The 25049-nt window shown below is 72.1% G+C and carries 18 protein-coding genes; 16 read left to right on the top strand and 2 right to left on the bottom strand.

The features are described from left to right. Window positions 1-80: 80 nt before the first annotated feature. The 8 genes from ACFY9I_RS05360 to ACFY9I_RS05395 all read left to right on the top strand — a co-directional run bounded on the left by ACFY9I_RS05360 (window position 81) and on the right by ACFY9I_RS05395 (window position 14129). A complete protein-coding gene (locus ACFY9I_RS05360) occupies window positions 81-1529 on the top strand; it encodes an extracellular solute-binding protein (protein ID WP_390996891.1) in 1449 nt (482 codons plus the stop codon). 9 nt (window positions 1530-1538) lie between these two features. After that, on the top strand, window positions 1539-2894 hold the full coding sequence (locus ACFY9I_RS05365; RefSeq protein WP_390996894.1) for an ABC transporter permease subunit: 1356 nt from the start codon (window positions 1539-1541) through the stop codon (window positions 2892-2894). Then, window positions 2891-3802 (top strand): ABC transporter permease subunit, encoded by a 912-nt coding sequence (locus ACFY9I_RS05370; protein WP_390996897.1) that lies wholly within the window; start codon window positions 2891-2893, stop codon window positions 3800-3802. Before ACFY9I_RS05365 ends, ACFY9I_RS05370 begins: the two co-directional genes overlap by 4 nt. Window positions 3803-4218: 416 nt before the next feature. Further along, entirely contained in the window at window positions 4219-6492 is a 2274-nt protein-coding gene (locus ACFY9I_RS05375) for a CDP-glycerol glycerophosphotransferase family protein (protein WP_390996900.1), read from the top strand. 235 nt (window positions 6493-6727) lie between these two features. Continuing rightward, window positions 6728-8890 (top strand): CDP-glycerol glycerophosphotransferase family protein, encoded by a 2163-nt coding sequence (locus ACFY9I_RS05380; protein WP_390996903.1) that lies wholly within the window; start codon window positions 6728-6730, stop codon window positions 8888-8890. A gap of 5 nt (window positions 8891-8895) precedes the next feature. Then, entirely contained in the window at window positions 8896-11127 is a 2232-nt protein-coding gene (locus tag ACFY9I_RS05385) for a CDP-glycerol glycerophosphotransferase family protein (protein ID WP_390996906.1), read from the top strand. Next, window positions 11124-12470, top strand: coding sequence for a hypothetical protein (locus tag ACFY9I_RS05390; protein WP_390996908.1), 1347 nt, complete (start codon window positions 11124-11126; stop codon window positions 12468-12470). Before ACFY9I_RS05385 ends, ACFY9I_RS05390 begins: the two co-directional genes overlap by 4 nt. A gap of 30 nt (window positions 12471-12500) precedes the next feature. Next, entirely contained in the window at window positions 12501-14129 is a 1629-nt protein-coding gene (locus tag ACFY9I_RS05395) for a hypothetical protein (RefSeq protein ID WP_390996911.1), read from the top strand. Between the two features lie 104 nt (window positions 14130-14233). Here the strand turns inward: ACFY9I_RS05395 and ACFY9I_RS05400 are convergent, their stop codons facing one another. After that, on the bottom strand, window positions 14234-14647 hold the full coding sequence (locus ACFY9I_RS05400; RefSeq protein WP_390996913.1) for an Ohr family peroxiredoxin: 414 nt from the start codon (window positions 14645-14647) through the stop codon (window positions 14234-14236). Window positions 14648-14775: 128 nt separating this feature from the next. Between ACFY9I_RS05400 and ACFY9I_RS05405 the strand changes: the two genes are divergently transcribed. The 8 genes from ACFY9I_RS05405 (at window position 14776) to ACFY9I_RS05440 (ending at window position 24299) form a co-directional block, all read left to right on the top strand. Continuing rightward, the gene (locus ACFY9I_RS05405) at window positions 14776-15339 is read left to right on the top strand and encodes a MarR family transcriptional regulator (RefSeq protein WP_390996915.1); all 564 of its coding nucleotides are present in this window, start codon (window positions 14776-14778) and stop codon (window positions 15337-15339) included. A gap of 173 nt (window positions 15340-15512) precedes the next feature. Continuing rightward, a complete protein-coding gene (locus ACFY9I_RS05410; protein WP_390996918.1) occupies window positions 15513-16811 on the top strand; it encodes a glycosyltransferase 87 family protein in 1299 nt (432 codons plus the stop codon). Between the two features lie 41 nt (window positions 16812-16852). Then, window positions 16853-18445, top strand: coding sequence for a glycosyltransferase (locus tag ACFY9I_RS05415; protein ID WP_390996919.1), 1593 nt, complete (start codon window positions 16853-16855; stop codon window positions 18443-18445). Between the two features lie 65 nt (window positions 18446-18510). Further along, complete coding sequence (gene galE / locus ACFY9I_RS05420; protein ID WP_390996922.1) at window positions 18511-19494, top strand: UDP-glucose 4-epimerase GalE; 984 nt, start codon at window positions 18511-18513, stop codon at window positions 19492-19494. Window positions 19495-19726: 232 nt separating this feature from the next. Beyond that, window positions 19727-20161 carry a DUF6507 family protein gene (locus tag ACFY9I_RS05425; RefSeq protein WP_390996924.1) on the top strand — a complete coding sequence of 145 codons (435 nt, stop codon included), beginning with the start codon at window positions 19727-19729 and terminating at the stop codon, window positions 20159-20161. After that, on the top strand, window positions 20158-22563 hold the full coding sequence (locus ACFY9I_RS05430; protein WP_390996927.1) for a hypothetical protein: 2406 nt from the start codon (window positions 20158-20160) through the stop codon (window positions 22561-22563). The genes ACFY9I_RS05425 and ACFY9I_RS05430 overlap by 4 nt, the downstream gene beginning before the upstream one ends. After that, window positions 22563-22940: a toxin-antitoxin system YwqK family antitoxin gene (locus tag ACFY9I_RS05435; protein ID WP_390996929.1), complete on the top strand. Its 378-nt coding sequence runs from the start codon at window positions 22563-22565 to the stop codon at window positions 22938-22940. Before ACFY9I_RS05430 ends, ACFY9I_RS05435 begins: the two co-directional genes overlap by 1 nt. A gap of 264 nt (window positions 22941-23204) precedes the next feature. After that, the gene (locus ACFY9I_RS05440; protein ID WP_390996932.1) at window positions 23205-24299 is read left to right on the top strand and encodes an ADP-ribosylglycohydrolase family protein; all 1095 of its coding nucleotides are present in this window, start codon (window positions 23205-23207) and stop codon (window positions 24297-24299) included. A 98-nt stretch (window positions 24300-24397) separates the two neighbouring features. Here ACFY9I_RS05440 and ACFY9I_RS05445 read toward each other — a convergent pair whose 3' ends face one another. Beyond that, entirely contained in the window at window positions 24398-25045 is a 648-nt protein-coding gene (locus tag ACFY9I_RS05445) for a TetR/AcrR family transcriptional regulator C-terminal ligand-binding domain-containing protein (protein ID WP_390996934.1), read from the bottom strand. Window positions 25046-25049 lie beyond the last annotated feature (4 nt).

Consider the following 25049-nt stretch of genomic DNA (forward strand, 5'->3'; position numbering starts at 1 on the left):
CCCTCAGGCACGCGGCGTAGACCAGAGCGCACGGGACAGCGCTTCTACGTTCGACGACGCACGGAGAACGGGGTTCAGTGATGCGCAGCATTCGTCGCATTCATCGTATTCATCGCTTACTTTCTGCGAGCAAGCTCGATTCCGCTCGCGAACCCACCACCCGTCCATTCCCTCCCTCCGCTTCCAAGACCCTCGTCGCCCTCGCCACAGGCGTCCTCGCGCTCTCCCTCACCGCATGCGGCGGTGACGGCGACGAGGGTGGCGACACCGGGAGCGAGGGCAAGGACGGCGGCAGCGAGGCCACCGTCCAGCTCCCCAAGCTGGACGGCCAGAAGCTGGAGGTGGCGGCGGTCTTCACGGGACCGGAACTGGACAACTTCCAGAAGGTGCTGGACGAGTTCGAGAAACGCACCGGCGCCTCGGTGACGTTCGTGCCGACCGGCAACAACACCTCCACGTTCCTCGGGACGAAGATCGAGGGCGGCAAGCCGCCGGACGTGGCGTTCCTGCCGCAGGTCGGCGTGTTGCACCAGTTCGCCGAGAAGGGCTGGGTGAAACCGCTCGGCAGTGAGGCGCAGGCACAACTGGACAAGAACTTCTCGGACGGCTGGAAGGACCTCGGCGCGTACGAGGGCAAGCAGTACGGCGTGTACGCGAAGGCCGCCAACAAGTCCCTCGTCTGGTACAACACCGCGGCGTTCGAGGCGGCGGGGATCACCCAGGAACCCAAGACGTGGGACGAGTTCCTGCAGACCGCGCAGACGCTCTCCGACGCCGGTTCCCCCGCCGTGTCGATCGGCGGCGCGGACGGCTGGACGCTCACCGACTGGTTCGAGAACGTCTATCTGTCGCAGGCGGGCCCGGAGAAGTACGACCAGCTCGCCAAGCACGAGATCAAGTGGACCGACCCCTCGGTGAAGGAAGCCCTCACCACGCTGGCCGAGCTGTGGGGCGAGGACGATCTGATCGCGGGCGGGGCGTCCGGCGCGCTGCGGACCGAGTACCCGAAGTCGATCACGCAGACGTTCGGCGGGGACACCCCGGCGGGCATGGTCTTCGAGGGCGACTTCGTGGCCGTCACCATCAACGGTGACACGGACGCCGAGATCGGCACGGACGCCAAGGTCTTCCCGTTCCCGGCGGTCGGTGACGACTCCCCCGTGGTCACCGGCGGCGACGCGGCCGTGGCGCTGAAGGACGGCGAGGGCGCGCAGGCGCTGCTCACCTTCCTCGCCTCGACCGACGCGGCGGAGATCTGGGCGGCACAGGGCGGCTTCCTCTCCCCCAACAAGGAAATGGACCAGGGAAGTTACAAGGACGATGTGACCCGGGAGATCGCCAAGGCACTGCTCGCGGCGGGTGACGACTTCCGCTTCGACATGTCGGACCAGGCCCCGGCGGCGTTCGGCGGCACGCAGGGCGTCGGTGAGTGGAAGGACCTTCAGGACTTCCTGAAGAATCCCGACGACGTGGCCGGTGCCCAGAAGCAGTTGGAGACCGACGCGGCCAAGGCCTACGGGAACGGCTGACGGCGACCCATGTCGTCCGCCGTGACGAAGACGGCAGGGGGCGCCGGCACACTGCCGACGCCCCCCGCCGCATCGCGCAAGAGCGTGACGGGCACCCGGTGGTGGGTGGCGGGACTGTTTCTGCTGCCCGCGCTGGTGCTGCTCGGCGCGCTCGTGGTCTACCCGATCGGGTACTCGGTCTGGCGGAGCCTGTTCGACGCGGACGGCTCGGGCTTCGTCGGCCTCGACAACTACGCCGAGATTTTCACCGACGACTCCACCCTCATCGCCGTACGCAACACCGCGATCTGGGTCGCGGTCGCCCCGGCACTGGTCACCGCGCTCGGTCTGATCTTCGCGGTGCTGACCGAACGGGTGCGCTGGGGAACGGCGTTCAAGCTGATCGTCTTCATGCCGATGGCGATCTCGATGCTGGCCGCGGGCATCATCTTCCGACTGGTGTACGAGCAGGATCCGGAGCAGGGGGTCGCCAACGCGATCGTCACGTCCGTGCACGACGTGTTCGTCGACGAGTCGGTGTATCCGAAGGCCCGGCCCAACGCCCAGGTCAGCGATCTGCGGCCGTCCGGAGGGGGGGCGTTCACGACGGAGGGGCCCGTACGGGCCGGTACTCCCGCCCTGCTCCCCCTCGTCGGTATCGCGCCCAACCGGCTGCCCGGCGGCGCGCAGGACGCGAAGGCCGCCACCGGCAGCGGGGTCACCGGCACCGTCTGGCTGGACTTCCGGCTCGGTGGCGGCGGTGAGAAGGGGGCCGTGGACCCGGGTGAGAAGGCGCTGGAGGGCGTCGAGGTCGAGGCGGTGAAGGACGGGAAGGTCGTCGCCACCGCGACCAGCGGCGCCGACGGCACCTTCAGCCTTCCGGAATCGGCCGACGGGTCCCGGCTCCGGCTGCCGGGCTCGAACTTCGCCGCGCCCTACAACGGCATCGACTGGCTCGGCCCGGCCCTCGTCACCCCGGCCGTCATCGGCTCGTACATCTGGATGTGGGCCGGCTTCGCGATGGTGCTGATCGCGGCGGGGCTGGCCGGTGTCGACCGGAATCTCCTCGAAGCGGCGCGTGTCGACGGGGCGAACGAGTGGCAGGTGTTCCGGAAAGTCACGGTTCCGCTGCTCGCGCCGGTCCTGGTGGTCGTCCTCGTCACGCTGATGATCAATGTGATGAAGGTCTTCGACCTCGTCTACATCATCGCGCCCCAGCCCACCCAGGACGACGCCAACGTCCTGGCACTGCAGCTCTACCTGGTGTCTTACGGCGGCGGGGGCGACTTCGGCGTCGGCAGCGCGATCGGTGTGGTCCTGCTGCTGCTCGTGCTGCCGGTGATGTGGGTCAACATCCGGCGGCTCAGGAAGGAGCGCCAGCGGTGACCGCTGTCGAAACGCCCGCGCCGAGGACTCCGCCGCGCGAGGCCCCCGTACCCGCCAGGCGGTCCGTCGCCGCCCGGCTGGCGAGCGGCACGGCGGGCGGCGCGCTGCGGGTCTTCCTGCTGCTCGTGGCGCTGTTCTGGCTGGTACCGACCTTCGGGCTGCTGGTGTCGTCGTTCCGCGATCCGACCGACATCGCCACCTCCGGGTGGTGGAAGGTGTTCTCGGCACCGGCCCAACTCACCACGAAGAGTTACCAGTCGCTCCTGGAGAACGACGACATCTCCAGCGCCCTGTTCAACACGGTCTGGATCACGGTCCCGGCGACGCTGCTGGTCGTCCTGATCGGCGCGATGGCCGGGTACGCCTTCGCCTGGATGGACTTCAAGGGCCGCGACTGGTGGTTCATGGTCGTGGTGGGGCTGCTGGTGGTGCCGGTGCAGGTGGCGCTGATCCCGCTCTCCGGGCTCTTCCGTGACCTCGGCATCTTCGGCGACATCATCGGGGTCGTGCTGTTCCACGTCGGCTTCGGACTGCCGTTCGCGATCTTCCTGTTGCGGAACTTCTTCGCGGAGATCCCACGCGAGTTGCTGGAGGCGGCGCGGCTCGACGGGGCGGGTGAGATGCGGCTGTTCGCGACGGTGGTGCTGCCGCTGGCCGCGCCGGCGCTCGCGTCGCTCGGGATCTTCCAGTTCCTGTGGGTGTGGAACGACATGCTGGTCGCGCTGGTCTTCTCCAGCTCCGACTCCCAGCCGCTGACCGTCGCGCTCCAGCAGCAGGTACGGCAGTTCGGCAGCAACATCGAGGTCCTGGCGCCGGGTGCGTTCATCTCGATGGTGATCCCGCTGGCCGTGTTCTTCGCGTTCCAGCGGCAGTTCGTGTCGGGGGTGATGGCGGGGGCGGTGAAGTGACCGTCCGGGCGCCCAGGGGCTCGGGGTGACCCGTTGTGTGGCGGATGCGGGTGAGTGGGGGCTGGTCGCGCAGTTCCCCGCGCCCCTGAAAGGCCTGCGGTGGCCGGCGGCCTCGAAAGGCACGGTGCCACGGGCCGATGAAAGCAGGGGCGCGGCCCCTGCTTTCAGGGGCGCGGGAAACTGCGCGAGCCACCACACACCACCCGCACCCGCCCACACACGGGCCCCCGAGCTCCCCCGCGCCCCCGCGCCCCCGCGCCCCCAGGCGGAGCCAACCGCGCGAACTCGCTTTACTCACCCACAAGTTCACGCCCGCACGCCCCCAACCCCCAGCGAAATCCCCCGTATGGCACACACAACGTAACCAAATCATCGCATCGGCGGTTTCCGGGCAGTATGCCCGCGCCGACCCATGGATGTCCCCCTTGCCCAGGTTCAGTGTCATCGTCCCCGCGTACAAGGTTCAGGCGTACCTGCACGAATGCCTGGATTCCGTGCTGTCCCAGTCCTTCACCGACCTCGAACTGATCGTCGTCGACGACGCCTCGCCCGACGGCTGCGCCGCGATCGTCGACGAGGTCGCGGCCCGCGATCCCCGTGTGCGGTGCCCGGTGCGCCTGCGGGAGAACAAGGGGCCGGGTGCCGCCCGCAACAAGGGGATGGAGTTCGCCAGGGGCGACTACCTCCTCTTCCTCGACGGCGACGACACCTTCACGCCGGGCGCGCTCCAGGCGATCGCCGACCGCGTCAAGGAGACCGGCGAACCCGACGTGCTCGTCCACGACTTCGCGCGTACCTCCTGGTCGGGCGAGCCGGTCCGCGACGCACACGCCCCGCGACTCACCGAGCAGGGCCCGGCCCCCTTCCGCCTCGACGACCGACCGGGCCTGTTGGACGTCCGCCCGGTGGCCTGGAACAAGGCGTACAAGCGGGAGTTCGTCGAGAACCACGACTTCCGGTTCCCGCCCGGGATCTACGAGGACACGGCGTGGACGTACCCGGTCCTGATGACCGCCGAGTCCGTCGCCACGCTCGACCGGGTATGCGTCCACCACCGTCGGCGCCGCCACGGCAGCCTGCTCGGAGCGACCACTCGGGGTCACTTCGACGTGTTCGAGCAGTACGACCGGGTGTTCGCCTTCGTCGACGAGCGGCCGGAGCTGGCGCAGTGGCGTCCGGTGCTGTTCCGGCGCATGGTCGACCACCTCGATGCCGTGTTCTCCCGGCGCCACCGGCTGCCGCGCGCCGCCCGCGCCGAGTTCCTGCGAACGGTCCGCGCGCACTGCGCCCGCTACCGCACTCCGGGCGCCCCCGTCCGCGCCCGACTGCGGCACGCCCTCCTGAAGCCGGGCGGCCGGCGTGTCCGCCGCGCCCTGTGGACCGTGGCCCGGCTGGGCCGGCGCGCCGGACGCCTGGTGCGGGGCCTGGCCGGTCTGGTGCGAGCCGGCGGGCTCCGCGTCCACTACCGCGTCCAGCGCCTCCTCCCGCTGCGTGCCGACCGGGCGGTGTTCGCCGCGTACGGGGGCCGGGGCTATGTGTGCAGCCCGGCCGCCCTGGAGAACGCGTTCCGTACGTACGTCCCCAGGATGCGCACCTCGTGGGTCGCACGCCCGGAGCACCACCACACCCTTCCGGTGGCGACCCGGCGTGTGGTCCCCGGCTCGATGGCGTACTGGACGGCGCTCGCCCGCTCCAAGTACCTGGTCAACAACGTGGACTTCGACCGCCGTCTGGTCAAGCGCTCCGGCCAGGTCCTTCTCCAGACCCAGCACGGCACCCCGCTCAAGCACATGGGCCTCGACCTCCAGGACCGGCCCGCCGCCGCGCGCGGCACGGACTTCGCGGCCGTGCTGCGCGGCAGCGACCAGTGGGACTACGTCCTGTCGGGCAACCGCCACTCCACTCTCGTCTGGGAGCGCGTCTACCCGTCCGCGTACACGACCCTCGAATTCGGCTCGCCCCGCAACGACGTGTTCCAGAGGGCCGCTTCGACGGATGTGGCCCGCATCCGCGAGCACCTGGGCATCCCCGAGGGCGCGGTCGCCGTCCTGTACGCCCCCACGCACCGCGACTACCGCCACTCGCAACGCGCCCACCTGGACCTGGAGCGCGTCCTGCGCAAGCTCGGCCCGCGTTTCGTGATCCTGGCCCGCGCGCATCACGCGTACGGCGGCCCGCTGACGGATCTGGCGCACGGCAGGCTCCTCGACGTCACGGCCTACCCGAGCGTCGAGAACCTGTGCCTCGCCTCCGACGCGCTGATCACCGACTACTCCTCCCTGATGTTCGACTACGCCAACCTCGACCGGCCCATCGTGATCCACGCGGAGGACTGGGAGGCGTACGAGGCGGCGCGCGGCACCTACTTCGACCTGCGGTCCGCCCCGCCGGGAGCGGTCGCCCGCAGCGAGGACGAACTGATCGACATCTTCGCGACCGGGCACTGGCAGGGGTCCCGTTCCGCCCAGCTCCGGGCCGCGTTCCGTGACCGCTTCTGCCCCTACGACGACGGGCGGGCGGCGGAGCGGGTCGTACGACGGGTGCTGCTGGGCGACACCTCGCCGGTCGACTTCGTCCGCCTGTCCGACCGCCACCCCGTCCCGTCCGCCGCCGCGGCCCGTCCGTCGTCCCCACTGGCGACGGTGCCGGGGCAGTCCCTGCCGGACCCTGGCGACCCCCTGCGCCAGTAGTCCCCGTGCGCGTTCCGGCCCGGGGGTTCGGGTGCGTAGGCGAGTGCGGGGTGTGGGGGTTGCTCGCGCAGTTCCCCGCGCCCCTGGAAGCAAGGGCTGCGCCCCGTGCTTCTCGGCCCGCAGGGGCCCTGTCCTTCAGGAGCGCGGGGAACTGCGCGATGCAACCCCCCACCCGCCCGCACCCGCCGACGCACCCGCTTCCCCGCGCTCTCCCGCGACCGACCGAAAGGACAGAATGCCCCGCTTCAGCATCATCGTCCCCACGCACGGTGTCGAAGGGCGCCTGCCCCTCGCCCTGGACTCTGTCCTCACCCAACCGTTCGGCGACTTGGAGCTGATCCCGGTCCATGACGCGCCGGACTCCCCGGCGGGGGCGGTCACCGCCGCGTACGCCGGCAGGGACACCCGGGTCGCCCCCGTGGAGTCCCCGCCCGCCGCGGGCCTGGGCGCGGCCCGCAACGCGGGGCTCGCCGCGGCGCACGGGACGTACGTCCTGTTCCTGGACGGCGACGACACCCTCGCCCCGGGCGCGCTGCGGGCGATCGCGGACCGGCTCGGTGAGGCCGGTGACCCCGACGTCCTGTACTTCCCGCACGAACGCGCGCACTGGTGGGAGGGCGGTACGACGGTCGTCCACCCGACGGGTGTCCACGCTCCGGCGTGGAGCGCGGCCTACCGCCGGGACTTCCTCACGGAACACCACCTCACCTTCCCCATCGGCCACTTCACCGACCTCGGCTGGAACGGCCTGGTCGCGCTCGCCGCCGACCGGACGGCCGAGCTGCGGGGCACGGTCTGCGTACGGCATCTGCTGCGCCGGCAGGGCAGCCGGCTGAACGTGCCGGGCGAGCGGCAGCTGGACCTCCTGGACCAGGTGGAGCTGGTGCTGGCCCGGGCCACGGCCCGGCAGGGTCTGACGGCGGCTCTGTTCGAGCAGCTTTTCGCGGCCGTGCTGAGGAGCGCCGCGCACCCGGAGCGCCTGCCCGTCGGCCACCGCCGGGCCTTCTTCCGCCGCGCCGCGCACCTCTACCGCCGGCACCTCCCGGCCGACTTCCGCCCGCCCGGCGGCAGCCTCGGGGCGCAGCACCGGCTGCTCGCGTCCGGCTCGTACGCCGTGTTCCGGGTCCTGCGCGCCGCCCACCGCGCGGCGGCCGGGGCCCTCGCGGCGCTCCCCCGCCCCCGCGCGCCCCTCACTCGCGCCCTGTACGCCCTTCAGCGCCGTCTCCCGCTGGACAGGAACCTGGTCGTGTACTGCGCGTTCTGGGGCCGTGGTGTCACCTGCAACCCGGCAGCGATCCACGCCAAGGCCCGGGAACTCGCCCCCCACCTGCGCCCGGTGTTCCTCGTGGAGCCCGACGCGGTGCCCCACCTCCCGGAGGACGTCGAGTACGCCGTCATCGGCAGCCGGCGCCACTGGCGGGTACTGGCCCGCGCCAAGTTCCTCGTCAACAACGCCAACTTCGCGGACGCGGTCGTCAAACGCCCCGGCAGCGTCCACCTCCAGACCCAGCACGGGACCCCGCTGAAGACGATGGGTGTCGACCAGTCCACGTATCCGGTGGTGGCCGCCGTGACCGGCAGCTTCACGGGCCTGCTCAGGCGGGTGGACCGCTGGGACTTCAACCTCTGCGCGAACCGGCACTCGACGGAGACCTGGGAGCGGGCCTTCCCGGGCACCTACGAACAACTGGAGTACGGCTATCCGCGCAACGACGTGTACTACACGGCGACGGCGGCGGACGTGGCCCGTGTACGACGCGAACTCGGTGTCCCCGAGGGCAAGAAGGCCCTGCTCTACGCCCCCACCCACCGCGACCACTCCACCGGCTACGACGCCCGGCTCGATCTGGCGGCGTTCTGCGATGCGGTGGGCGAGGGGTTCGTGGTGCTGCTGCGGGCGCACTACTTCTACGACGACGGCACGGCCGGTGAAGCGGCTGCCCCGAGTGACGACCGGATCATCGACGTCACCCGGCACCGCTCCACCGAGGACGTCTGCCTCGCCTCCGACGCGCTGATCACCGACTACTCCTCCCTGATGTTCGACTACGCCAACCTCGACCGGCCCATCGTGATCCACGCGGACGACTGGGAGGTCTACCGGGAGACCCGGGGCGTCTGCTTCGACCTGCCGGCCGCGCCACCCGGCCGTCTCGCCCGCACCGAGCGGGAGCTGGCGCAGCTGTTCCGTGACGGTTCGTACGCGGACGCGGAGGCCGACGCCCTGCGGGCCGCGTTCCGGGAGCGGTTCTGCCAGTTCGACGACGGCCGGGCGGCCGAGCGGGTCGTACGGCGGGTGTTCCTCGGCGAGCCGCCGGAGGCGCTGCCACCCGTCGTGCCCCTCGCCGAACGCACCCCGGCCCCGGCGCCCGCCGCCGCGACCCTCGTGAGGAGCTGACGGACATGCCCCGCTTCAGTGTCATCGTCCCCGTCTTCAAGGTCCGGGGCTTTCTGCGCGAGTGCCTCGACTCGGTCCTCGAACAGTCGTACGGGGACGTGGAGGTCATCGCCGTCGACGACTGCTCACCGGACGGCAGCGGCGAGATCCTCGACGCGTACGCGGACCGGGATGCTCGTGTACGGGTGGTGCACCTGCCGGCGAACGTGGGCCTCGGCCGCGCCCGCAACGCCGCACTGCCTTACGCCACCGGGGACTTCCTCCTCTTCCTCGACAGCGACGACACCCTCACCCCGGGTGCCCTGCGGGCGCTGGCCGACCGGCTCGACGAGGCCGGCGACCCCGATGTGCTGGTCTTCGACTACGCCCGCACGTACTGGTGGGGCGGAACGCGCCGCAACGCCCTCGCCGAGGTGCTCGCGAGGACGGGGCCCGGCACGTTCAGGGTCACCGAGCACCCGGAGATCCTCGAACTGCTGATGGTGGTCTGGAACAAGGCGTACCGGCGGGAGTTCGTCGAGGCGCACGGGTTCCGGTTCCCGCCGGGCTACTACGAGGACACGCCCTGGACGTTCCCGGTGCTGTTCAGCGCCGGGCGGATCGCCACGCTGGACCGGATCTGCGTCGCCTACCGGCAGCGGCGGCAGGGCAACATCCTGACCACCACCAGCCGGAGGCACTTCGACGTCCACGACCAGTACGAGCGGGTCTTCGGCTACCTTCAGTCGCGTCCGGAGCTGGCCCGTTGGCGGCCGTACGTGCGGCACAAGATGGCGGAGCACTGCCTGGACATCCTCGCCAAGCCGGACCGGGTGCCGCCCGGCGACAAGGCCGAGTTCTTCCGGCGGACGGCCGGGCTGTACCGGAAGTACCGGTCCGACACCGATCCCGTGACCCCCGGGTTCCGGGTGCTGGAGGGGAGCTGGGCCGCCTACCGTGCCCGGCAGCGGGCCGCGCGCCTGCGTACGGCGCTCGGCACGCGCGGGGAGCGCCTGCGGGCGGCCGGCGCCGAGCGGATCGGGCGGGGCTGGTCACTGGCCCACGAGCGGTTGCCGCTGGACCCGGACCTCGCCGTGTACTCGGCGTTCTCGCACCGAGGGGTGCTCGGGGACCCGGCGGCCGTCTACCAGGCCGCCCGCGAACTGGCCCCGCACATCCGGGGGGTGTGGGTGGTGCGGCCGGAGCGGGTGGCGGCGCTGCCGCCGGGCGTCGAGTACGTGACGCCGGGCTCGCGCGAGTATCTGCGGGTGACCGCGCGGGCGACGTACTTCGTCAACAACGTCAACTGGCCCGGCTCCCTCGCCAAACGGCCGGGCAGCGTGCACGTCCACACCCACCAGGGGACGCCGCTGAAGTTCATGGGTGCCGACCTGCTGCGCAAACCGGGTGCCCGGCTCGGTGTGGATGTGCCGCGGATGCTGCGCCGGGCCGACCGCTGGGACCACAGCCTCGTCGCCAACCTCCACTCGGAGCTGGTGTGGAGCAGGGCGTACCCGTGCGGCTTCACCTCGCTGCGCACCGGCAGCCCGCGCAACGACGTCCTGGTGAACACCGGGCCGGACGGCGGCGCGCCGGTCCGTGAGCGGCTGGGCATCCCGGCCGGGCACATCGTCGTGCTGTACGCGCCCACGCCCCGCGACTACCGGCGGGGCGGCCATGTCGAACGCTTCGACCTCGCCCGGTTCGCCGCAGACCTGCGCCGCAGCCTGGGCGAGGGGCACACCCTCGTCGTACGGCTGCATCCGTCGCTCGCTCAGGGCCCGGCGCGCGGCTTCGGGCTCGCCGAGCTGCACCGGCGGGGTGTGGTCGTCGACGCGACGGACGAGCCGCACGTGGAGGAGGTGATGCTCGCCTCCGACGTCCTGGTCACGGACTACTCGGCCCTGATGTTCGACTACGCCAACCTCGACCGGCCCATCGTGGTCCACGCCGACGACCGGGACGCCTTCGCGGCGAGCCGGGGCCTGTACCTCGACATCACCGCCGACCCGCCCGGCCATGTCTCCCGTTCCTACCGTGAGCTCGCCTGGCTGTTCGACTCCGGGCAGTGGCAGGACGTCGAGTCGGCGCGGCTACGGGCGGGATTCCGGGAGCGGTACTGCGAGTTCGACGACGGCCGGGCCGCCGAGCGGGTGGTGCGGACGCTGATGCTGGGCGAGGGGGCGGAGGCGGTTCCCGCGCCCAGGCCGGCCGGCTCGTCGACGGACACCGGCGACTCCTCACTCGTGTTGTCATGACGGCGCCCGCGGTCGAAGGGCGGGCGCGGACGTGCGCGACGCGTGCGCGGGCGTGGGTGCTGTTGCTCGCCGCGGGTTTCGCGCTGCTCCAGTTCGCGAGTGTCACCGGGCGCGCGACCCCCGACACCAAGAACTACCTCTCGTACGCTCTCAGTCTGGGGGGTGCCGGGATCCGGGAGTCGGCGGCCGGGACCATCGACCACTACTGCGAGAGCCGGGCGCACACCGCCGCGCGGAACCAGAGCGTGGACGTGCTGCGCTTCCACGGGCCGAGCCCGGCGGGGAAGGTCGCCCGGGAGTGCCGCCGGGAGCTGGGGCGGACGGTGGACCGGCGGCTGGCGGCCGGGCAGACGGGCGGGCACATCGCGCCGTTCGCGTCGCAGCGGTTCCAGCGGATCTTCGAGACGCGGCCCGGGTATCCGGTGCTGCTGACGCCGTTCGTCGCGGTGTTCGGGGTCACCTGGGGCGTGTGGCTGGCGAGTGTGCTGATCGCGGCGGCCGGCGGCGTCCTCGCCTTCCTCGTCCTGCGCGCCGTCCACGCCCCGGTCCCGGTGGCCCTCACCGGCCAGGTGCTCTTCCACGTGCTCCCCTGCGGCACGACCGCGATGCGGCCCATGACCGAGGGGTTGCTGCTGGCCCTGACGCTGGCGGCGCTGTGGGGGTGCGCGCTGGCGCAGGAGGGGCGAGTGCGGGCGGGGACCCTGCTGACCGGCGGTTCCCTGCTGGCGCTGTTCACGGTGAAGCACTCCCAGGCCCTGTTCCTGGGGGCGTGTCTGGCCGGGGCGTGCGCGGTGGTGGGTTTGCGGCGCGTACGGCGCGAGGGGCCCGGCGGGCCTGACGGGGGACCAGGGCGCGGCGGGCGCACGGTACTCGGGCGGGTCGAGCGGTGGGTGCGGGCGGTCGGGGCGGTGTCGGCGGGCGCGGTGGTGGGCACGCCGGCGCTCGCCTGGCTGCTGCACTACCCGACGTCGTCGGAGAGCCTCCAGGACCTGCTCACCGCTCACTTCACCCGGCCCGACCGGGAACGGCCCTGGCCGGAGTTCCTGCATCTGGAGTTCAACTTCTGGGTGGAGTGGGTGCGCCGGCAGCTCACACAGCCGCTGTTCCCGGCCGTGCTGGGGGCGGGTGCGTGGGGCGCGCTGCGGCAGCGTCCGGTGTTCGGGTGGTTCGTGCTCGCGGGCGCGGCCACCGGGTTCCTCAACCAGGCCGGGCACCCGGACATCGGCATCTGGGGCGACCGGCTGATCGTGGTGGCGTGGCTGCTGCCGGTGCTGGGCCTGCCGCTCCTGCTGGAACGGATCACCGCTCCCCGCACCTCACTCGATGTGGTGACCACCGGCTAAGCCGTTGACCCGCACGGGAATACACGGCAAATGCCCCATAGTGCCCAGACCGGTCAACATTCCGGCCCCGGTCCCTCGGGCGCCGGCACCCGCGTCCGGCTCCGCCACCGCCTCGCCCTCGGCGCCACCGCGCTGCGCGGCGGCCGCACCTGGCTGACCCGGCGGCCCACTCCGTATGTCGTGATGGGCGGGCTGTTCTGGCTGGTGATGACGCTGGCGTACTGGCGGGTGCCGCTGTGCTGCGACGCCGGCCAGCACGCCGCGGTCGTCGAACGCCTCCGCTGGAACCTGCTGCATCCGGCCCACCCGACCGCCGACCTGCCGGGCGCGGGCAGCCCGTACTACTCCCCGTACGCCGTGGCGCAGGGTGCTCTCGCGCGGCTGACCGGGCTGAGCGGATGGTCACTGGTGAAGCTCGCCGGGCCGGTGAACCTGCTGGTGCTGCTCACCGGGATCGGCCGCTTCGTGCGCGTGCTGACGCCCCGGCCCTGGGCGCCGGTCCTCGCGCCGCTGTTCATGACGCTGCTGTGGGGCACCGAGCGGATCCTTTGGAGCGGCTACCTCGGCCTGATGTCGATGACCACGAACCTCGGCTACCCGTCGGCGTTCGCCACCGGGCTGACGTTCTGGACGTGGGCGTGGACGGCGGCACGCGCGCGCGGCGGCGGGTCGGCGCGGGGCGTGCGCTATGTGGGGCCGAGTGGCCTCGGCAGCGTCTGGGCGTACGCGGGGATCGGCGCGTCGTACGGGCTGATCGTCCTGGTGCATCCGATCACGGCGGTGGGCGCGGCGGCCGGGGCCCTGGCGATCGTGGTGGCCCTCCAGCGGGACCGGCGGGGCCTGGCGGTGGGCCGGTGGGCCCTGGCCTGCGGGGTGGCGTCGGCGGTCGCGGTGTCCTGGCCGTACTACGACATCCTGTCGCTGGCCGGGAACTCGGGCGTGGACGCCATGCACCGGGGCCTGTACGCGAACATGGCCGGGCATCTCTGGCTGGCGCTGCTGGGGCTGCCGGCACTGTGGGCGCGGGGGCGCCGCTCGCCGAGGGACCCGCTGGTGCTGATGTTCACGGCGGAGTGCCTGGTGGTGGCGTACGGCTGGGTCAGCGGGCACCACACGTACGGGCGGGCGCTCGGACTCGCGGCGGTCCCGGCGCAGTTCGCCCTGGCGGTGGAGCTGGCGGCGCCCCGCCCGTGGGGGTGGGCGCGGCGGCTACTGGGCGGGGCCGCCGCCGCCGGGGTCTGCGTGGGCTTTCTGACCGTGCAGGCCGGGGCGGTCGTACCGCGGGCGGTGGATCCGGTCGGCTTCGACCAACCGCCGCGCTGGCCTTCGTACGGGTGGGTGGCGCGGCACGTACGGGCGGGGGACGTGCTGATCACCGACGGGTACTTCGCGGGGCACGCCATCGCCGGGTACGGGGTGAACATGGCGGCGCCGACGTGGCCCGACCCTGCGCTGGACGAGGGGGAGCGGGTGCGGCGGTACGCGGATGTGCGGGCGTATCTCGACCCCGCGTCGACTCGGGCCCGGCGGGGGTTGGTCGCACGGCGCTACGGGGTCAAGTGGCTGTTGCTGACCCGCTGGCGGAAGGTGCCCGAGGAGGCGGTGGTGGTGGACTGGAGCCGTCGGACGGGGGAGGTGCTGGCGCGGATCGCCCCGTGAGGGGTGGTCCGGAGCGATCCGCGAGGCCTTCCCCGGTCGCGAGGCCTTCCCCGGTCGCGAGGCCTTCCCCGGTCGGGTGACCGGAGGCCTTCCCGGTCGGGTGACTACTCGACGACCAGCTCGACCGGCATGTTGCCGCGGGTGGCGTTGGAGTAGGGGCAGACCTGGTGGGCCTGCTCGACGAGCTTGCGGCCGGTGGCCTCGTCGACGGAGTCGGGGAGCTCGACGCGGAGGGTGGCCTTGAGGGCGAAGCCCTCACCCTCCTTACCTATGCCGACCTCGGCGGTCACCGCGGCGTCGCTGACGTCGACCTTGGCGGCGCGGCCGACGAGGCCGAGGGCGCTGGCGAAACAGGCGGCGTAGCCGGCGGCGAAGAGCTGCTCCGGGTTGGTGCCCTGACCGTTGCCTCCGAGCTCCACCGGGAGGGCCAGGTCGAGGTCGAGCTTGCCGTCGTTGGTGACGGCGCGACCATCGCGGCCGTGGGTGGCGGTGGCGACAGCGGTGTAGAGCGCGTCCATGGGAGAACCATCCCTTTCACAGGTCATGTCACGTCCGGCGGCCCGGTCCGGCCGCCGTTCACGGGATAATTAGAGCACACAATTCAATTGCCTACAACTAAATGGCGGGCGCGAGGTACGCTGGAGCCATGACCACGAGCGCCGCCACCTCATCCGAGGGGAACCCCCAGGAGGTCTCCGGGCAGATCTCCAACCAGATCTCCAACCAGATCTCCAACCAGGCCTCCGAGCAGGTCCGCGAGGAGGACTTCCTCCGTCTCGACCGGCAGATCTGCTTCTCCCTGCACGCCGCCTCGCGCGCCTTCAACAGCGTCTACCGCGTCGTCCTGAAGGACCTGGGGATCACCTATCCGCAGTACCTGGTGATGCTGGTGCTGTGGGAGCGGGGCGAGCTGCCCGTGAAGAAACTGGGCGAGCATCTGCGGCTCGACTCCGGGACACTGTCGCCGCTGCTGAAGCGGCTGGAGGCGGCCGGTCTCGTACGTCGTGAACGCAGCGCCCACGACGAGCGGTCGGTGGTCGTGCGCCCGACCGACGAGGGCACCGCCCTGCGCGAACGCGCCCTGGCCGTCCCGCGCCGCATCGTCTCCGCCACCGCCTTCGACATCGACGAGATCCGCGACCTGCGCGACCGCCTGGACCGCCTGACGACCGCCCTGGACGAGGCGGCTCTGGAGAGTGCGGCCGAGTAGACACGGCCCGACCCGGGCCGATGCCGGGCCGACGGGCGGCCGGCGGCGGCACCGGACCCGCAGGCGGCAGCCGCGGCCGGCGGGGCGGCACCCCCGGCTCGGCGGAGGTGGGCGGCGCGCCCCGGCGGCATATTGCCACATATGCGGCTTTCCATACTTTACGATCCGCCCTGATGAGACCTCTCACCTTGGGTTGGCTCGCCACCCGCGCCCTGATGCTGTGGCTGCTCGCGCACAACCACCTCGGCCCCCTGGGCGAGGGTGGTGTCGCGCGCGAGGTGCATGAGCTGTACGCCCGCTGGTACGGCGCCCTCGCGACCGGTACGTATCCGTCGGGCGACCGGCTCTGGCAGTACCCGCCCGGCGCGGGCCCGGTGCTCCTCTCCCCCGGCCTGCTGCCGGGACTGACGTACTTCCAGGCTTTCGTGGTCCTCACCCTCGCCACGGACGCGGTCGTCACGATCGCCCTCGCGCGCGCGGGCGTACGCCCCGGCCGCAGTCTGCGCGGGGCGGCCCTGTGGACCGGAGCACTGCCACTGCTCCTCTTCCTCCCCCTCGTGCGCTACGACGTGCAGGCCACCGCCTGCGCCGTCATCGCCCTGCTGACGTTGTCGCGTTCCACGCGCGCGTGCGGCGCGTTCGCGGCCGTCGGCGCGCTGGTGAAGGTGTGGCCGGCGCTCACCCTGATCGGCACACCGAGGGGCCGCACCACACGGGAGGCCTGCACGGCGGCCGCGGTCACGGCCGGCGTGCTGCTGGCCGCGCTCGCCGCGCTGTTCAGGGACCCGTTCGACTTCCTGCGCCAGCAGGGCGGCCGGGGCGTGCAGATCGAGTCGTTCGGCGGCACGGTCCTGGGCCTCGCACGCCGGGCCGGCTGGCCGGGCACGGTACGCCACCGCTACGGCTCGCTGGAGTTCCTCGGCCCGTACGTCTCCTCCGTGGCCGCCGCCTCCCTCGCGCTCACCGCACTAGCGCTGGGCGCGCTGCTGCTGTGGCGGGTGCGGGCCCGCCGCTGGTCACCGGCGACCCCGTACGACGCTGCCCTGACCGCCGTCCTGCTGTTCACGGTGACCAGCCGGGTCATCAGCCCCCAGTACCTGGTGTGGCTCGTCGGCCTGGCCGCCGTGTGTCTGACCTCGCGGCACACCACCCAGCGCCCGGTGGCCGCGCTGCTCGTCGCGGCGACGGCGCTCACCACCCTCGTCTACCCCGTCATGTACGACGAGGTCGCCGCCTCCACCTGGAAGGGCTGCCTGCTGATGGTCGCGCGCAACGGACTCCTGGCGGTCGCGGCGGGCCTGTCCTTCACACGGTTGTGGCGGGGCACCTCGGGGCACTCCGACCCGAACGACCCGGGCCGTCCCGGGGCTCACGCGAGCCGCCCGAGCGGCCCGACGGAATCCGGCGACGCCAAACGGAACCCCGACCTCCCCCACGCCATCTTCCCCACGGGGCCGCGAAGTCCCTCTTAAGGGAATATTGCACACATACCTCTCATAGGTGCGGGGCAACCATGGCTCTTCAGCAGGCGCAGGTCTCCGTCGTCGTCATCGGGTACGACGACGCCGCCCATGTGGCGGAAGCCGTGCGTTCGGCGCTCGCCCAGGGGCCGGCCGTCGGTGAGGTGATCGCGGTCGACGACTGTTCGACGGACGGCAGCGGAGAACTGCTGGAACGGATGGCACGGGAGGAACCGCGCCTGAGGGTGATCCGACGCGCGACCAACAGCGGCGGCTGCGGCACCCCGCGCAACGACGGACTGGACGCCGCGGCCTCGCCGTACCTGATGTTCCTGGACAGCGACGATGTGCTGCCGCCGGGCGCCGCGGCCGCGCTGCTGGGCGCTGCCCAGGAGCATGACGCACCGGTCGCGGCGGGGCTGTGCGTGCGCAAGGAGTTGCCGTCCGGCCGGGAGACCCCCTGGCAGCCCGAGCTGTACGCCCGGCGCACGCTGGTGGCGGACCCGTCCCGGCACGTGCGCCTGGTGCACGACACCCTCTGCGTCAACAAGCTCTACCGCACGGCCTTCCTGCGCGAGCACGCCATCCGCTTCCCCGAGGGCCGCTTCCCGTACGAGGACTTCGTGTTCGCCGCGCGCCTGCTGGCCGCCGTGCCGCGCGTCGCTTTCGTCCCGGACCCGGTGTACATCTGGCACGTGCGCCGGTCGGCGGCCCGGCTGTCCATCTCCCTCGACCGCTCCGACATCGCCAACTGGCGGGCCCGCATCGAGGCCGACCGGCTCTCGTACGACATCCTGCTGGGCGCCGGCGAGAAACGGCTGGCACGGGCGACGCGGACGCGCTTCCTCGACCACTCCCTGCGGATGTACGCGCGCGAGCTGGATCTGCGCGGCGCGGACTACCGGCGCGACTGGTGGGCCCTGACGCGCGAGTACCTGGCCGGCTTCGACGAGGGCGACTTCACACCGGCGCCCGCACCCGGCCGGGTCGTCGCCCGGGTGATCCTCGCCTCCGAGGAGCCCCGCGACCTGGGCCGCCTCAAGGAGATCGCGGCACGCCCGGCCCGGCTGACCCCGCCCTACGCCCGCGCGGGCGACGGCTCGCCCGTCTGGTCCGCCGATCTGCCCGAGGTGGAACTGGACCACCTCCTCGTCCGCCCCGTGCATCTGCTGCCGGCCGCCGTCGACGCCGAACTGCGGCCACGCGCGCGGGGGACGGTCCTCCGGCTACGCCTGCACGAGCTGTACGGGCGGATGGCGGACGCGGGACCGGAGTCGGTGACGGTGGAGTTCACGGAACGCGAGACCGGGCGCGTGGGGTTCGGCGCCGCGGCACCCCTCGCGGCGCAGCCGGACCGCGAGAGCTGGACGGCCGACGTCCCGCTGGACCTTGGGGCCTTGGGCAGCGGCACCTGGGACCTGCGACTGCGCCTGCGGTTCGAGAACGGCTCCCCCCGTGAGACCTCCGCGCACGCCCTCGCGGGCGCCGGACTGCTGCGCCGGAGCGCGCTGCCGAGCACACGCCACGGAGTGCTCCTCGTACAGCCGTACGCGACCCACGCCGGGGCGCTCGCCGTGCGACTCGCGCCCGGTTGGCGAGGATTGACCGAAGTCGTACGCCGACGTCTCAAACGCCTGCTTCACTGAGGACCGACCTGATGTCATCCGCTTCGTCGACACGACCACACACGACTACGAGGGGACGATCGTCCATGACCTGGCTGATCACCGGTGGCGCCGGATACATCGGGGCGCATGTGGTGCGCGCGATGCTCGACGCGGGCGAAGAGGCCGTCGTCTACGACGACCTGTCCACGGGAATCGCCGAACGGGTGCCCGAGGGTGTGCCGTTGGAGATCGGCTCCACCCTCGACGGGGAAGCGCTGGCCCGGGTGTTCCGGGACCACCGCATCACCGGAGTCGTCCACCTGGCGGCGAAGAAGCAGGTCGGCGAGTCCGTCGAACGTCCGCTGCACTACTACCGGGAGAACGTCGAGGGTCTGCGCACCCTGCTGTCGGCGGTCACGGACGCCGGGGTGGCGTCCTTCGTCTTCTCGTCCTCGGCCGCCGTGTACGGCATGCCCTCCGCCGCGCGAGACGGTGACCTCGTCACCGAACGGACGCCGTGCCTGCCGATGAGCCCGTACGGCGAGACCAAGCTGGCCGGCGAGTGGCTGGTGCGTGCCACGGGCCGGGCGACCGGGATGTCGACGGCCTCCCTGCGCTACTTCAACGTGGCCGGGGCGGCCGCCCCCGAGCTGGCCGACACCGGCGTCTTCAACCTCGTCCCGATGGTCTTCGAGAAGCTCTCCGAGGGTGCCCCGCCGCACATCTTCGGCGCCGACTACCCGACCCCCGACGGGACGTGCGTCCGGGACTACATCCATGTCGTCGACCTGGCGGAGGCCCATGTCGCCACCGCGCGGCGGCTGCGCGAGGCTCCGGGCACGGACCTCACCCTCAACATCGGTCGCGGGGACGGTGTCTCGGTGCGCGAGATGATCGCCCGGATCACCTCCGTCACCGGCCACGACCTGCCTCCCGTGGTCGTCGACCGCCGACCCGGCGACCCGGCGCGCGTCGTCGCCTCGGCGGACCGGATCGCCGCCGAGCTGGGCTGGAAGGCGCGGTACGGCGTCGAGGACATGATCTCGTCGGCGTGGGCGGGCTGGACCCTGCGCCATCCGGTGCGGTGAGCGCGTGACCGGATCCACGTTGCGCCCGTGACGGCCGCTTTGGTACCAACGTAACGGTCCTTGCGGTACGCACGGTTGAGCGTGGCCGCGTGCGACGGCCGTGAAGTCCCGCTCGCCGGGCGGGAACTGTTCGGTGCCCGTTGCGCGTGTGTACTGAGGGAAGGGCGAACGGCCAGAACGACGAGCAAGCGACGTACGACGTGTCCGACAGGGCGTTACGGGGGTAGCGACGATGCCGGCTTGGGACATCGATCCGATCCATGTACAGACCACGCTGAACTCGACCGGTGAGGCGGCGGGCGGTCTGGAGAAGGCCGCCAACTCGCTGGTGGTGAACATGGCGAGCGCCGCCGAGTCGGCCGGTACGGCCGTGCCGGGCGGGCAGTTCAGCGGCCCCATGATCGGGCCGGTGGCCGCGGGCACCCCCCGCGTGCCGGTCGGCCCCGTGGCGGCGGCGCTGAGCAAGTACCTGGAGGAGCGGCAGAAGAAGCTGGCCTACATGGCGCAGCGGACCATCGACTCCGTGCAGGGCGCGGCCAAGGCCACCAACGCCTATGTCACCGGCGACCTGGACATGGCCGCCGATCACCAGGCGAACGCCCTCAAGGCGACGGTCGTGCCCCCACCGCCGGGCGTCGACGGCAACGGCGGGCAGGGGCCGAAGTGAGCGACGACATCCCCGTCATCCCCGAAGAGGTCCCCGAGTTCACCGGCAACCTGGAACTGCTCGACCAGCACATCGCGGGCGTACGGTCGGCCGGCACCTCCCTGAAGGACTCGGGCTCGGCGGTCCACACCCGCTTCGGCGGCCTCTCCGCGTACTACAAGGCGCCCGAGGCCGAGCAGTTGTTCGCGACGACCGCGCCGGTGGCGGCCAAGGGCGACGAGTTCGCCACCGAGTTGGAGACCGTCGCCTCGGCCCTGGACACGTACGCCGCGGCCGTCGGCCCGCTCAAGCAGAGGTTCGACCAGCTCCGCCAGGACGCGATCGCCTTCCGCAACAGGATCGCCGGTGACGACGAGTGGCGTGCCGACGGCGACCTCGTCGAGGAGAACAACAACCGCCGCTCGGACATCAACGCCGCGTACGCCGCCTTCCAGGCCGCCGAACGCGACTGCTACAACAAGATCGTCGCGCTGGTCGGCGGCGAGGCGCTGGTCGTCAACGACGGCTCGAACAAAGAGAACATGTACGGCTACCGGGGCGAGGACCTGAACAACGCCGGTGGTCTGCCGTGGGGCGACCCCGTCGAGGAGTCCAATCCCTGGTACTACATCCACGAGCACGTCTGGGACTTCGCGGTCGGCTTCGTCGTCGACGGCGTGTGGGGCACGCTCAAGGGGCTCGGCACCCTGGTCGGCCTCAACGGCTGGGACGCGGCGGGCCAGGCCTGGACCGGCCTCGGCAAGCTCCTCACCGGCATCGTCATCACGGCCACACCGTTGGGCGCCGCGTACTGGCTGACTCCGGCCGACAAACTTCCGTCCTGGCTGCGTGACTCCCGTACGGCGGTGGTGGAGACCGGCAAGGCCCTCATCGCCTACGACGAGTGGGGCAAGAACCCCTCCCGCGCGGCCGGGGCCGTGACCTTCAACGTCCTGACCACGGTGTTCACGGGCGGTGCGGGCGGGGCGGTGGCCGGCGCCGGCAAGGCGGGCGCGATCGCGAAGGCCATCTCCTTCGCGGGCAAGGCCGGCAGGATCGTCGACCCGATGACGTACATCACCAAGGGCGTCGGCGCCACGGCCGTGAAGATCGGCGACGTGATGGCGAGCCTGCGCGGCATCACCGACGGCACCCACATCCGGCTCGGCGAGGGCACGTACCGGATCGCCGACGCGCCGAACATCACGGACGACCTGCCGTCCGGCCTGACCCCCGAGAACAGCGTCCGTATGGAGACCCCGAAGGGCGAGGTCGTCTACCTCGACACCAAGACGTTGGTGATGCACAACGCCGACGGCACGGTACGGGAGTCCCTGGACGGCATCAGGCACGAGGGGACCACCGCCGAGCGCGGTGCCGATGTCTCCCGACCGCAGCCCGAGTTGGTGGGGGCCGGGGCGAAAACCGGCGACGGCACGGGGGCCGTGGGCCGGGTCGGGGAAGACGGCCTGCCTGGCGGGCGTGCGGACACGGGGCCGACCGGGCGGGTCGACGACCTTGGCCGAGGGCCGGCCGGGAGTCATGAGACGCCGACCGGTGCCGGCGGGTCCCGTGGCGGCGACGGGCCGACCGGTGGTGGGCAGGGACACGGCGAGACAGCGAGCGGCGGTCACCACGAGACCCCCGCGAGCGGGCGTGGCGAGACTCCCCCGGGTCATCACGGCGGCGACGCTCCTTCGGGCCAGGGCGGCGACACCACGGGAACGCACCCGCACTCCGGCGGAAACCACCCACCGGAACCCCCGGCCTCACCGCCCGTCGACCACATCACCGATCTGCCGGGCGGCGACGGCGTGGTGCCGCCGCCCGGTGCGGGCGAGAAGCTCCTCGCCACGCTGGACGACAGCGAGGTGACCCGATCCGGCGACCTCATCAGCGACGTGAACGGCCGCCCGGTCGCCGACTACCTGGACGATCTCTCCCGTGACCGCGCCGACGCCTATCTCCAGGCAAGGGACGCCAAGACCTGGCCCCGGGCACAGACCGGGGCGTGCGTCGGTGCCGTGATGGACCTCCGCACCGGGCATGTCGTCGAAGGCATCAACGGGCCCAAGCCGGCTCTGTCGATCCCTCTCGCTGAACTGCACCCCACGCTGCGGGCGCGCTACGACGAGATCGTCGACAACCCGCCCCACCATGCCGACATCCTCAGCCATGCCGAGGTCAAGGCGGCGAATCAACTCCTGTGGGCCCGTACGGAGGCAGGCCTCCCGGACGGCCCGGCAGCGCTGGCGGAGATGCGGGCCTCAGTCCAATTCCCCTACATGGCCGACAAGACGACCGGGCTCTACCCCCGAGGCGCGCCGTTCTGTGGTAACTGCAACCATATGTTGGAAGGGGTACCGAGCAGCCACGGCCGCTACCTCAAGGACCCCCCTGGCCCCGAGAACTGGATGCCCTGATGACCCTTCCCCGCATCGACATCGACGATCCCGAGGTGGACATCGACGACGGAGAACGCCTCTTCTACCGGGGCGAGCTGTTCACCGGTGAAGTCGTCGAATATCAGGGCAGCACGCTCATCAGCCTGGAGACCTACCAGGACGGAATCGTGGACGGCCCTGTCCAGCAGTGGTTCGAGGACGGAACGCCGCGAGCGGAGGGAAACATGCGCAGGGGGTTTCCGGCCGGGGAATCCCGGAGGTGGCATCCGAACGGCGTCCTCGCGGCAAAGCGGATCATGACCGAGGACGGACATCGCCCACTGGCAGAACTCGAGTGGGACGAGAGCGGCGAGCAGACCCGTTCCTGGTACGCGCCGGGATTCCGGCAGGAGTAGCAGGCGCACGGAGAGCGATGCCACCGCGCGGCGAAGGAAGCATGCGCGGGGGCCTCCCGGTCGGGCAGGTTCGGGTGCAGCAGGCCGTAGGTGCGGCGGCGGTCCAGGCGCCTGGCATCCCGACGGCACCCTGGTGACCAAACGGATCATGGCCGAGGACGGCCGTCGTCCGCTCGTGGGACCGGCGTGGGACGAAGACGGTGAACAGACCCGCCCATGACACCGTTGGCTCCCCTTGCCCACCGGCTGTGAAAGGGAACCGAGATGCTTGGTCCTCCGCCCCCACGACAGACGCCCGGGCCCGTCGACCCCTGGCGGGCCCTCGGCGCGGTCCTCGGGTCCGCTGTCGGTGATGCCCTCGGCGCCCCCTTCGAGTTCGGCCCCGAGGGCGCGTTCTCCGCGCGGTTCCCGCAACCTGGCCACGGCGGTGAGATGTGCGGGGGCGGTGGCTGGGAGCCGGGGGAGGCCACCGACGACACACAGATGGCCGTGCTCGTCGGGGAGTCGCTCGTGGAGCACGGCGGGCTCGAACTGCCCGATGTCTTCCGGCGGTTCCAGCGCTGGGCCGCCTCCGAGCCCAAGGACATCGGCATCCAGACCGAGGACGTGCTCACCAACGGCGAGCCCTGGGACCGCGCCGCCGCCGTCCACTTCCAGGTGAACCTACGGGCGGCGGGGAACGGCGCGTTGATGCGGGCGGCCGCCTCGGCCGTGCACTTCGCGTCGTACGGACGGGAGGCCGGCATGGACGCCGGCCGGCGGCTGTCCGCGCTGACGCACGGGGACCCGGCCGCGTGGGAGGGGACGGCCGTCTTCCATGAGCTTGTGCGGGTCGCGCTGGGCGGCGGAGATCCGGTGGCCGCCCTCCCCGCGACACTCGACGCCGTACGGGCGGAACACCGCGACCGGTACGCCGTCGTCCTCGCCCCCGACTGGCACCCGGACGACGCCACCGAGTTCAACGGCGCGGTCTGGCCCTGCCTCGGCTCCGCCGTCTGGGCGGTGCGCACGACCGACTCGTACGAGGACGCCGTGCGCGCCGCAGTCGACCTCGGCGGTGACACGGACACCGTCGCCGCCGTGACCGGTGGGCTCGCGGGGGCGGTGTACGGCGCCGACGCGATCCCGGCGCGCTGGCTGGAGCCCCTGCACGTACCCCTTCCGGGATTCGGCGACCGAGTCCTGCGCGCCCCCGAGCTCACCGAACTGGCCGAGAAGTTGCGGGTCCCCCCGGCGAACCCGGCCGCGACACTCCCCACGCCGAACCGTCCACCGGCCCCGCCACCGGTGTCCCCTCCCGCACCGGGCGCACCGTGGCCCTCGGCGTCCGCTCGTCCCGGCACCGGCGGGACGGTCTGATCGGCACGGCCGAAACGGCACGGTCGAGATCCTCGCGCCGGAGCTCCTCACCCTGCGCGCCGCCCCGGACCGAGCCGCCCCGGGCCCGCCCGGCGGTCCTACAGCGCCCGTAGCGCCGCCGCCGTGGCCCGGGTCAGGGCGTTCAGGTAGCCCTTGGGGAGCTTCGGTGACCGTACGACCACCGAGCGCCAGTACAGCGGCCCGAACATCACGTCCAGGGCCAGGTCCTCGTCCACACCCTCCCCGATGTCGCCGCGCGCGACCGCCGCCGCGACGATCCCGGTGGCCACGCCCTGCTGCCCCTCGCGGAGCGCCTTCCGCATGGCTTCGGCGATCTCGGGGTTGCGGGCGGCCTCGGCCTGGAGGTCGGGGATGACCTGGCCGGCGACAGGGTGGCGCAGGGCGCGGGACGTGACCTCGTACAACAACCGGAGGTCGCCCTCCAGGGAGCCCGTGTCCGGCGCCGGCAGACCCTGGACCGCCACCGCCGACACCAGGTCCAGCACCAGGTGCAGCTTGGAGCGCCAGCGGCGGTACACCGCCGTCTTGCCGACGCCCGCGCGGCGCGCGATGCCCTCGATGGACATCCGGGCGTAGCCGACGGCCGCCAGTTCCTCGAAGACCGCCGTCCGGATCGCCTCGGTCACGTCCTCACGGAGCACCGCCGCCCCGGCGGGGGCCCGGCGGCGCGGCCGTGGCGGCGGCTGCGCTGCGGAGGAGTCGGCGTTCGTCATGCCCCACAGCATAGGG

Origin of the sequence: Streptomyces sp. NPDC012510 (assembly GCF_042955065.1) — a bacterium.
Taxonomy (GTDB): Bacteria; Actinomycetota; Actinomycetes; order Streptomycetales; family Streptomycetaceae; genus Streptomyces.

Coding starts and splice junctions, on each gene's coding strand:
- ACFY9I_RS05445 (WP_390996934.1), bottom strand. CDS start 25,045: ATGCTGTGGGGCATGACGAACGCCGACTCCTCCGCAGCGCAGCCGCCG.
- ACFY9I_RS05395 (WP_390996911.1), top strand. CDS start 12,501: ATGCCCCATAGTGCCCAGACCGGTCAACATTCCGGCCCCGGTCCCTCG.
- ACFY9I_RS05415 (WP_390996919.1), top strand. CDS start 16,853: ATGGCTCTTCAGCAGGCGCAGGTCTCCGTCGTCGTCATCGGGTACGAC.
- galE (WP_390996922.1), top strand. CDS start 18,511: ATGACCTGGCTGATCACCGGTGGCGCCGGATACATCGGGGCGCATGTG.
- ACFY9I_RS05365 (WP_390996894.1), top strand. CDS start 1,539: ATGTCGTCCGCCGTGACGAAGACGGCAGGGGGCGCCGGCACACTGCCG.
- ACFY9I_RS05400 (WP_390996913.1), bottom strand. CDS start 14,647: ATGGACGCGCTCTACACCGCTGTCGCCACCGCCACCCACGGCCGCGAT.
- ACFY9I_RS05390 (WP_390996908.1), top strand. CDS start 11,124: ATGACGGCGCCCGCGGTCGAAGGGCGGGCGCGGACGTGCGCGACGCGT.
- ACFY9I_RS05425 (WP_390996924.1), top strand. CDS start 19,727: ATGCCGGCTTGGGACATCGATCCGATCCATGTACAGACCACGCTGAAC.
- ACFY9I_RS05375 (WP_390996900.1), top strand. CDS start 4,219: ATGTCCCCCTTGCCCAGGTTCAGTGTCATCGTCCCCGCGTACAAGGTT.
- ACFY9I_RS05360 (WP_390996891.1), top strand. CDS start 81: ATGCGCAGCATTCGTCGCATTCATCGTATTCATCGCTTACTTTCTGCG.
- ACFY9I_RS05385 (WP_390996906.1), top strand. CDS start 8,896: ATGCCCCGCTTCAGTGTCATCGTCCCCGTCTTCAAGGTCCGGGGCTTT.
- ACFY9I_RS05405 (WP_390996915.1), top strand. CDS start 14,776: ATGACCACGAGCGCCGCCACCTCATCCGAGGGGAACCCCCAGGAGGTC.
- ACFY9I_RS05440 (WP_390996932.1), top strand. CDS start 23,205: ATGCTTGGTCCTCCGCCCCCACGACAGACGCCCGGGCCCGTCGACCCC.
- ACFY9I_RS05410 (WP_390996918.1), top strand. CDS start 15,513: ATGAGACCTCTCACCTTGGGTTGGCTCGCCACCCGCGCCCTGATGCTG.
- ACFY9I_RS05380 (WP_390996903.1), top strand. CDS start 6,728: ATGCCCCGCTTCAGCATCATCGTCCCCACGCACGGTGTCGAAGGGCGC.
- ACFY9I_RS05435 (WP_390996929.1), top strand. CDS start 22,563: ATGACCCTTCCCCGCATCGACATCGACGATCCCGAGGTGGACATCGAC.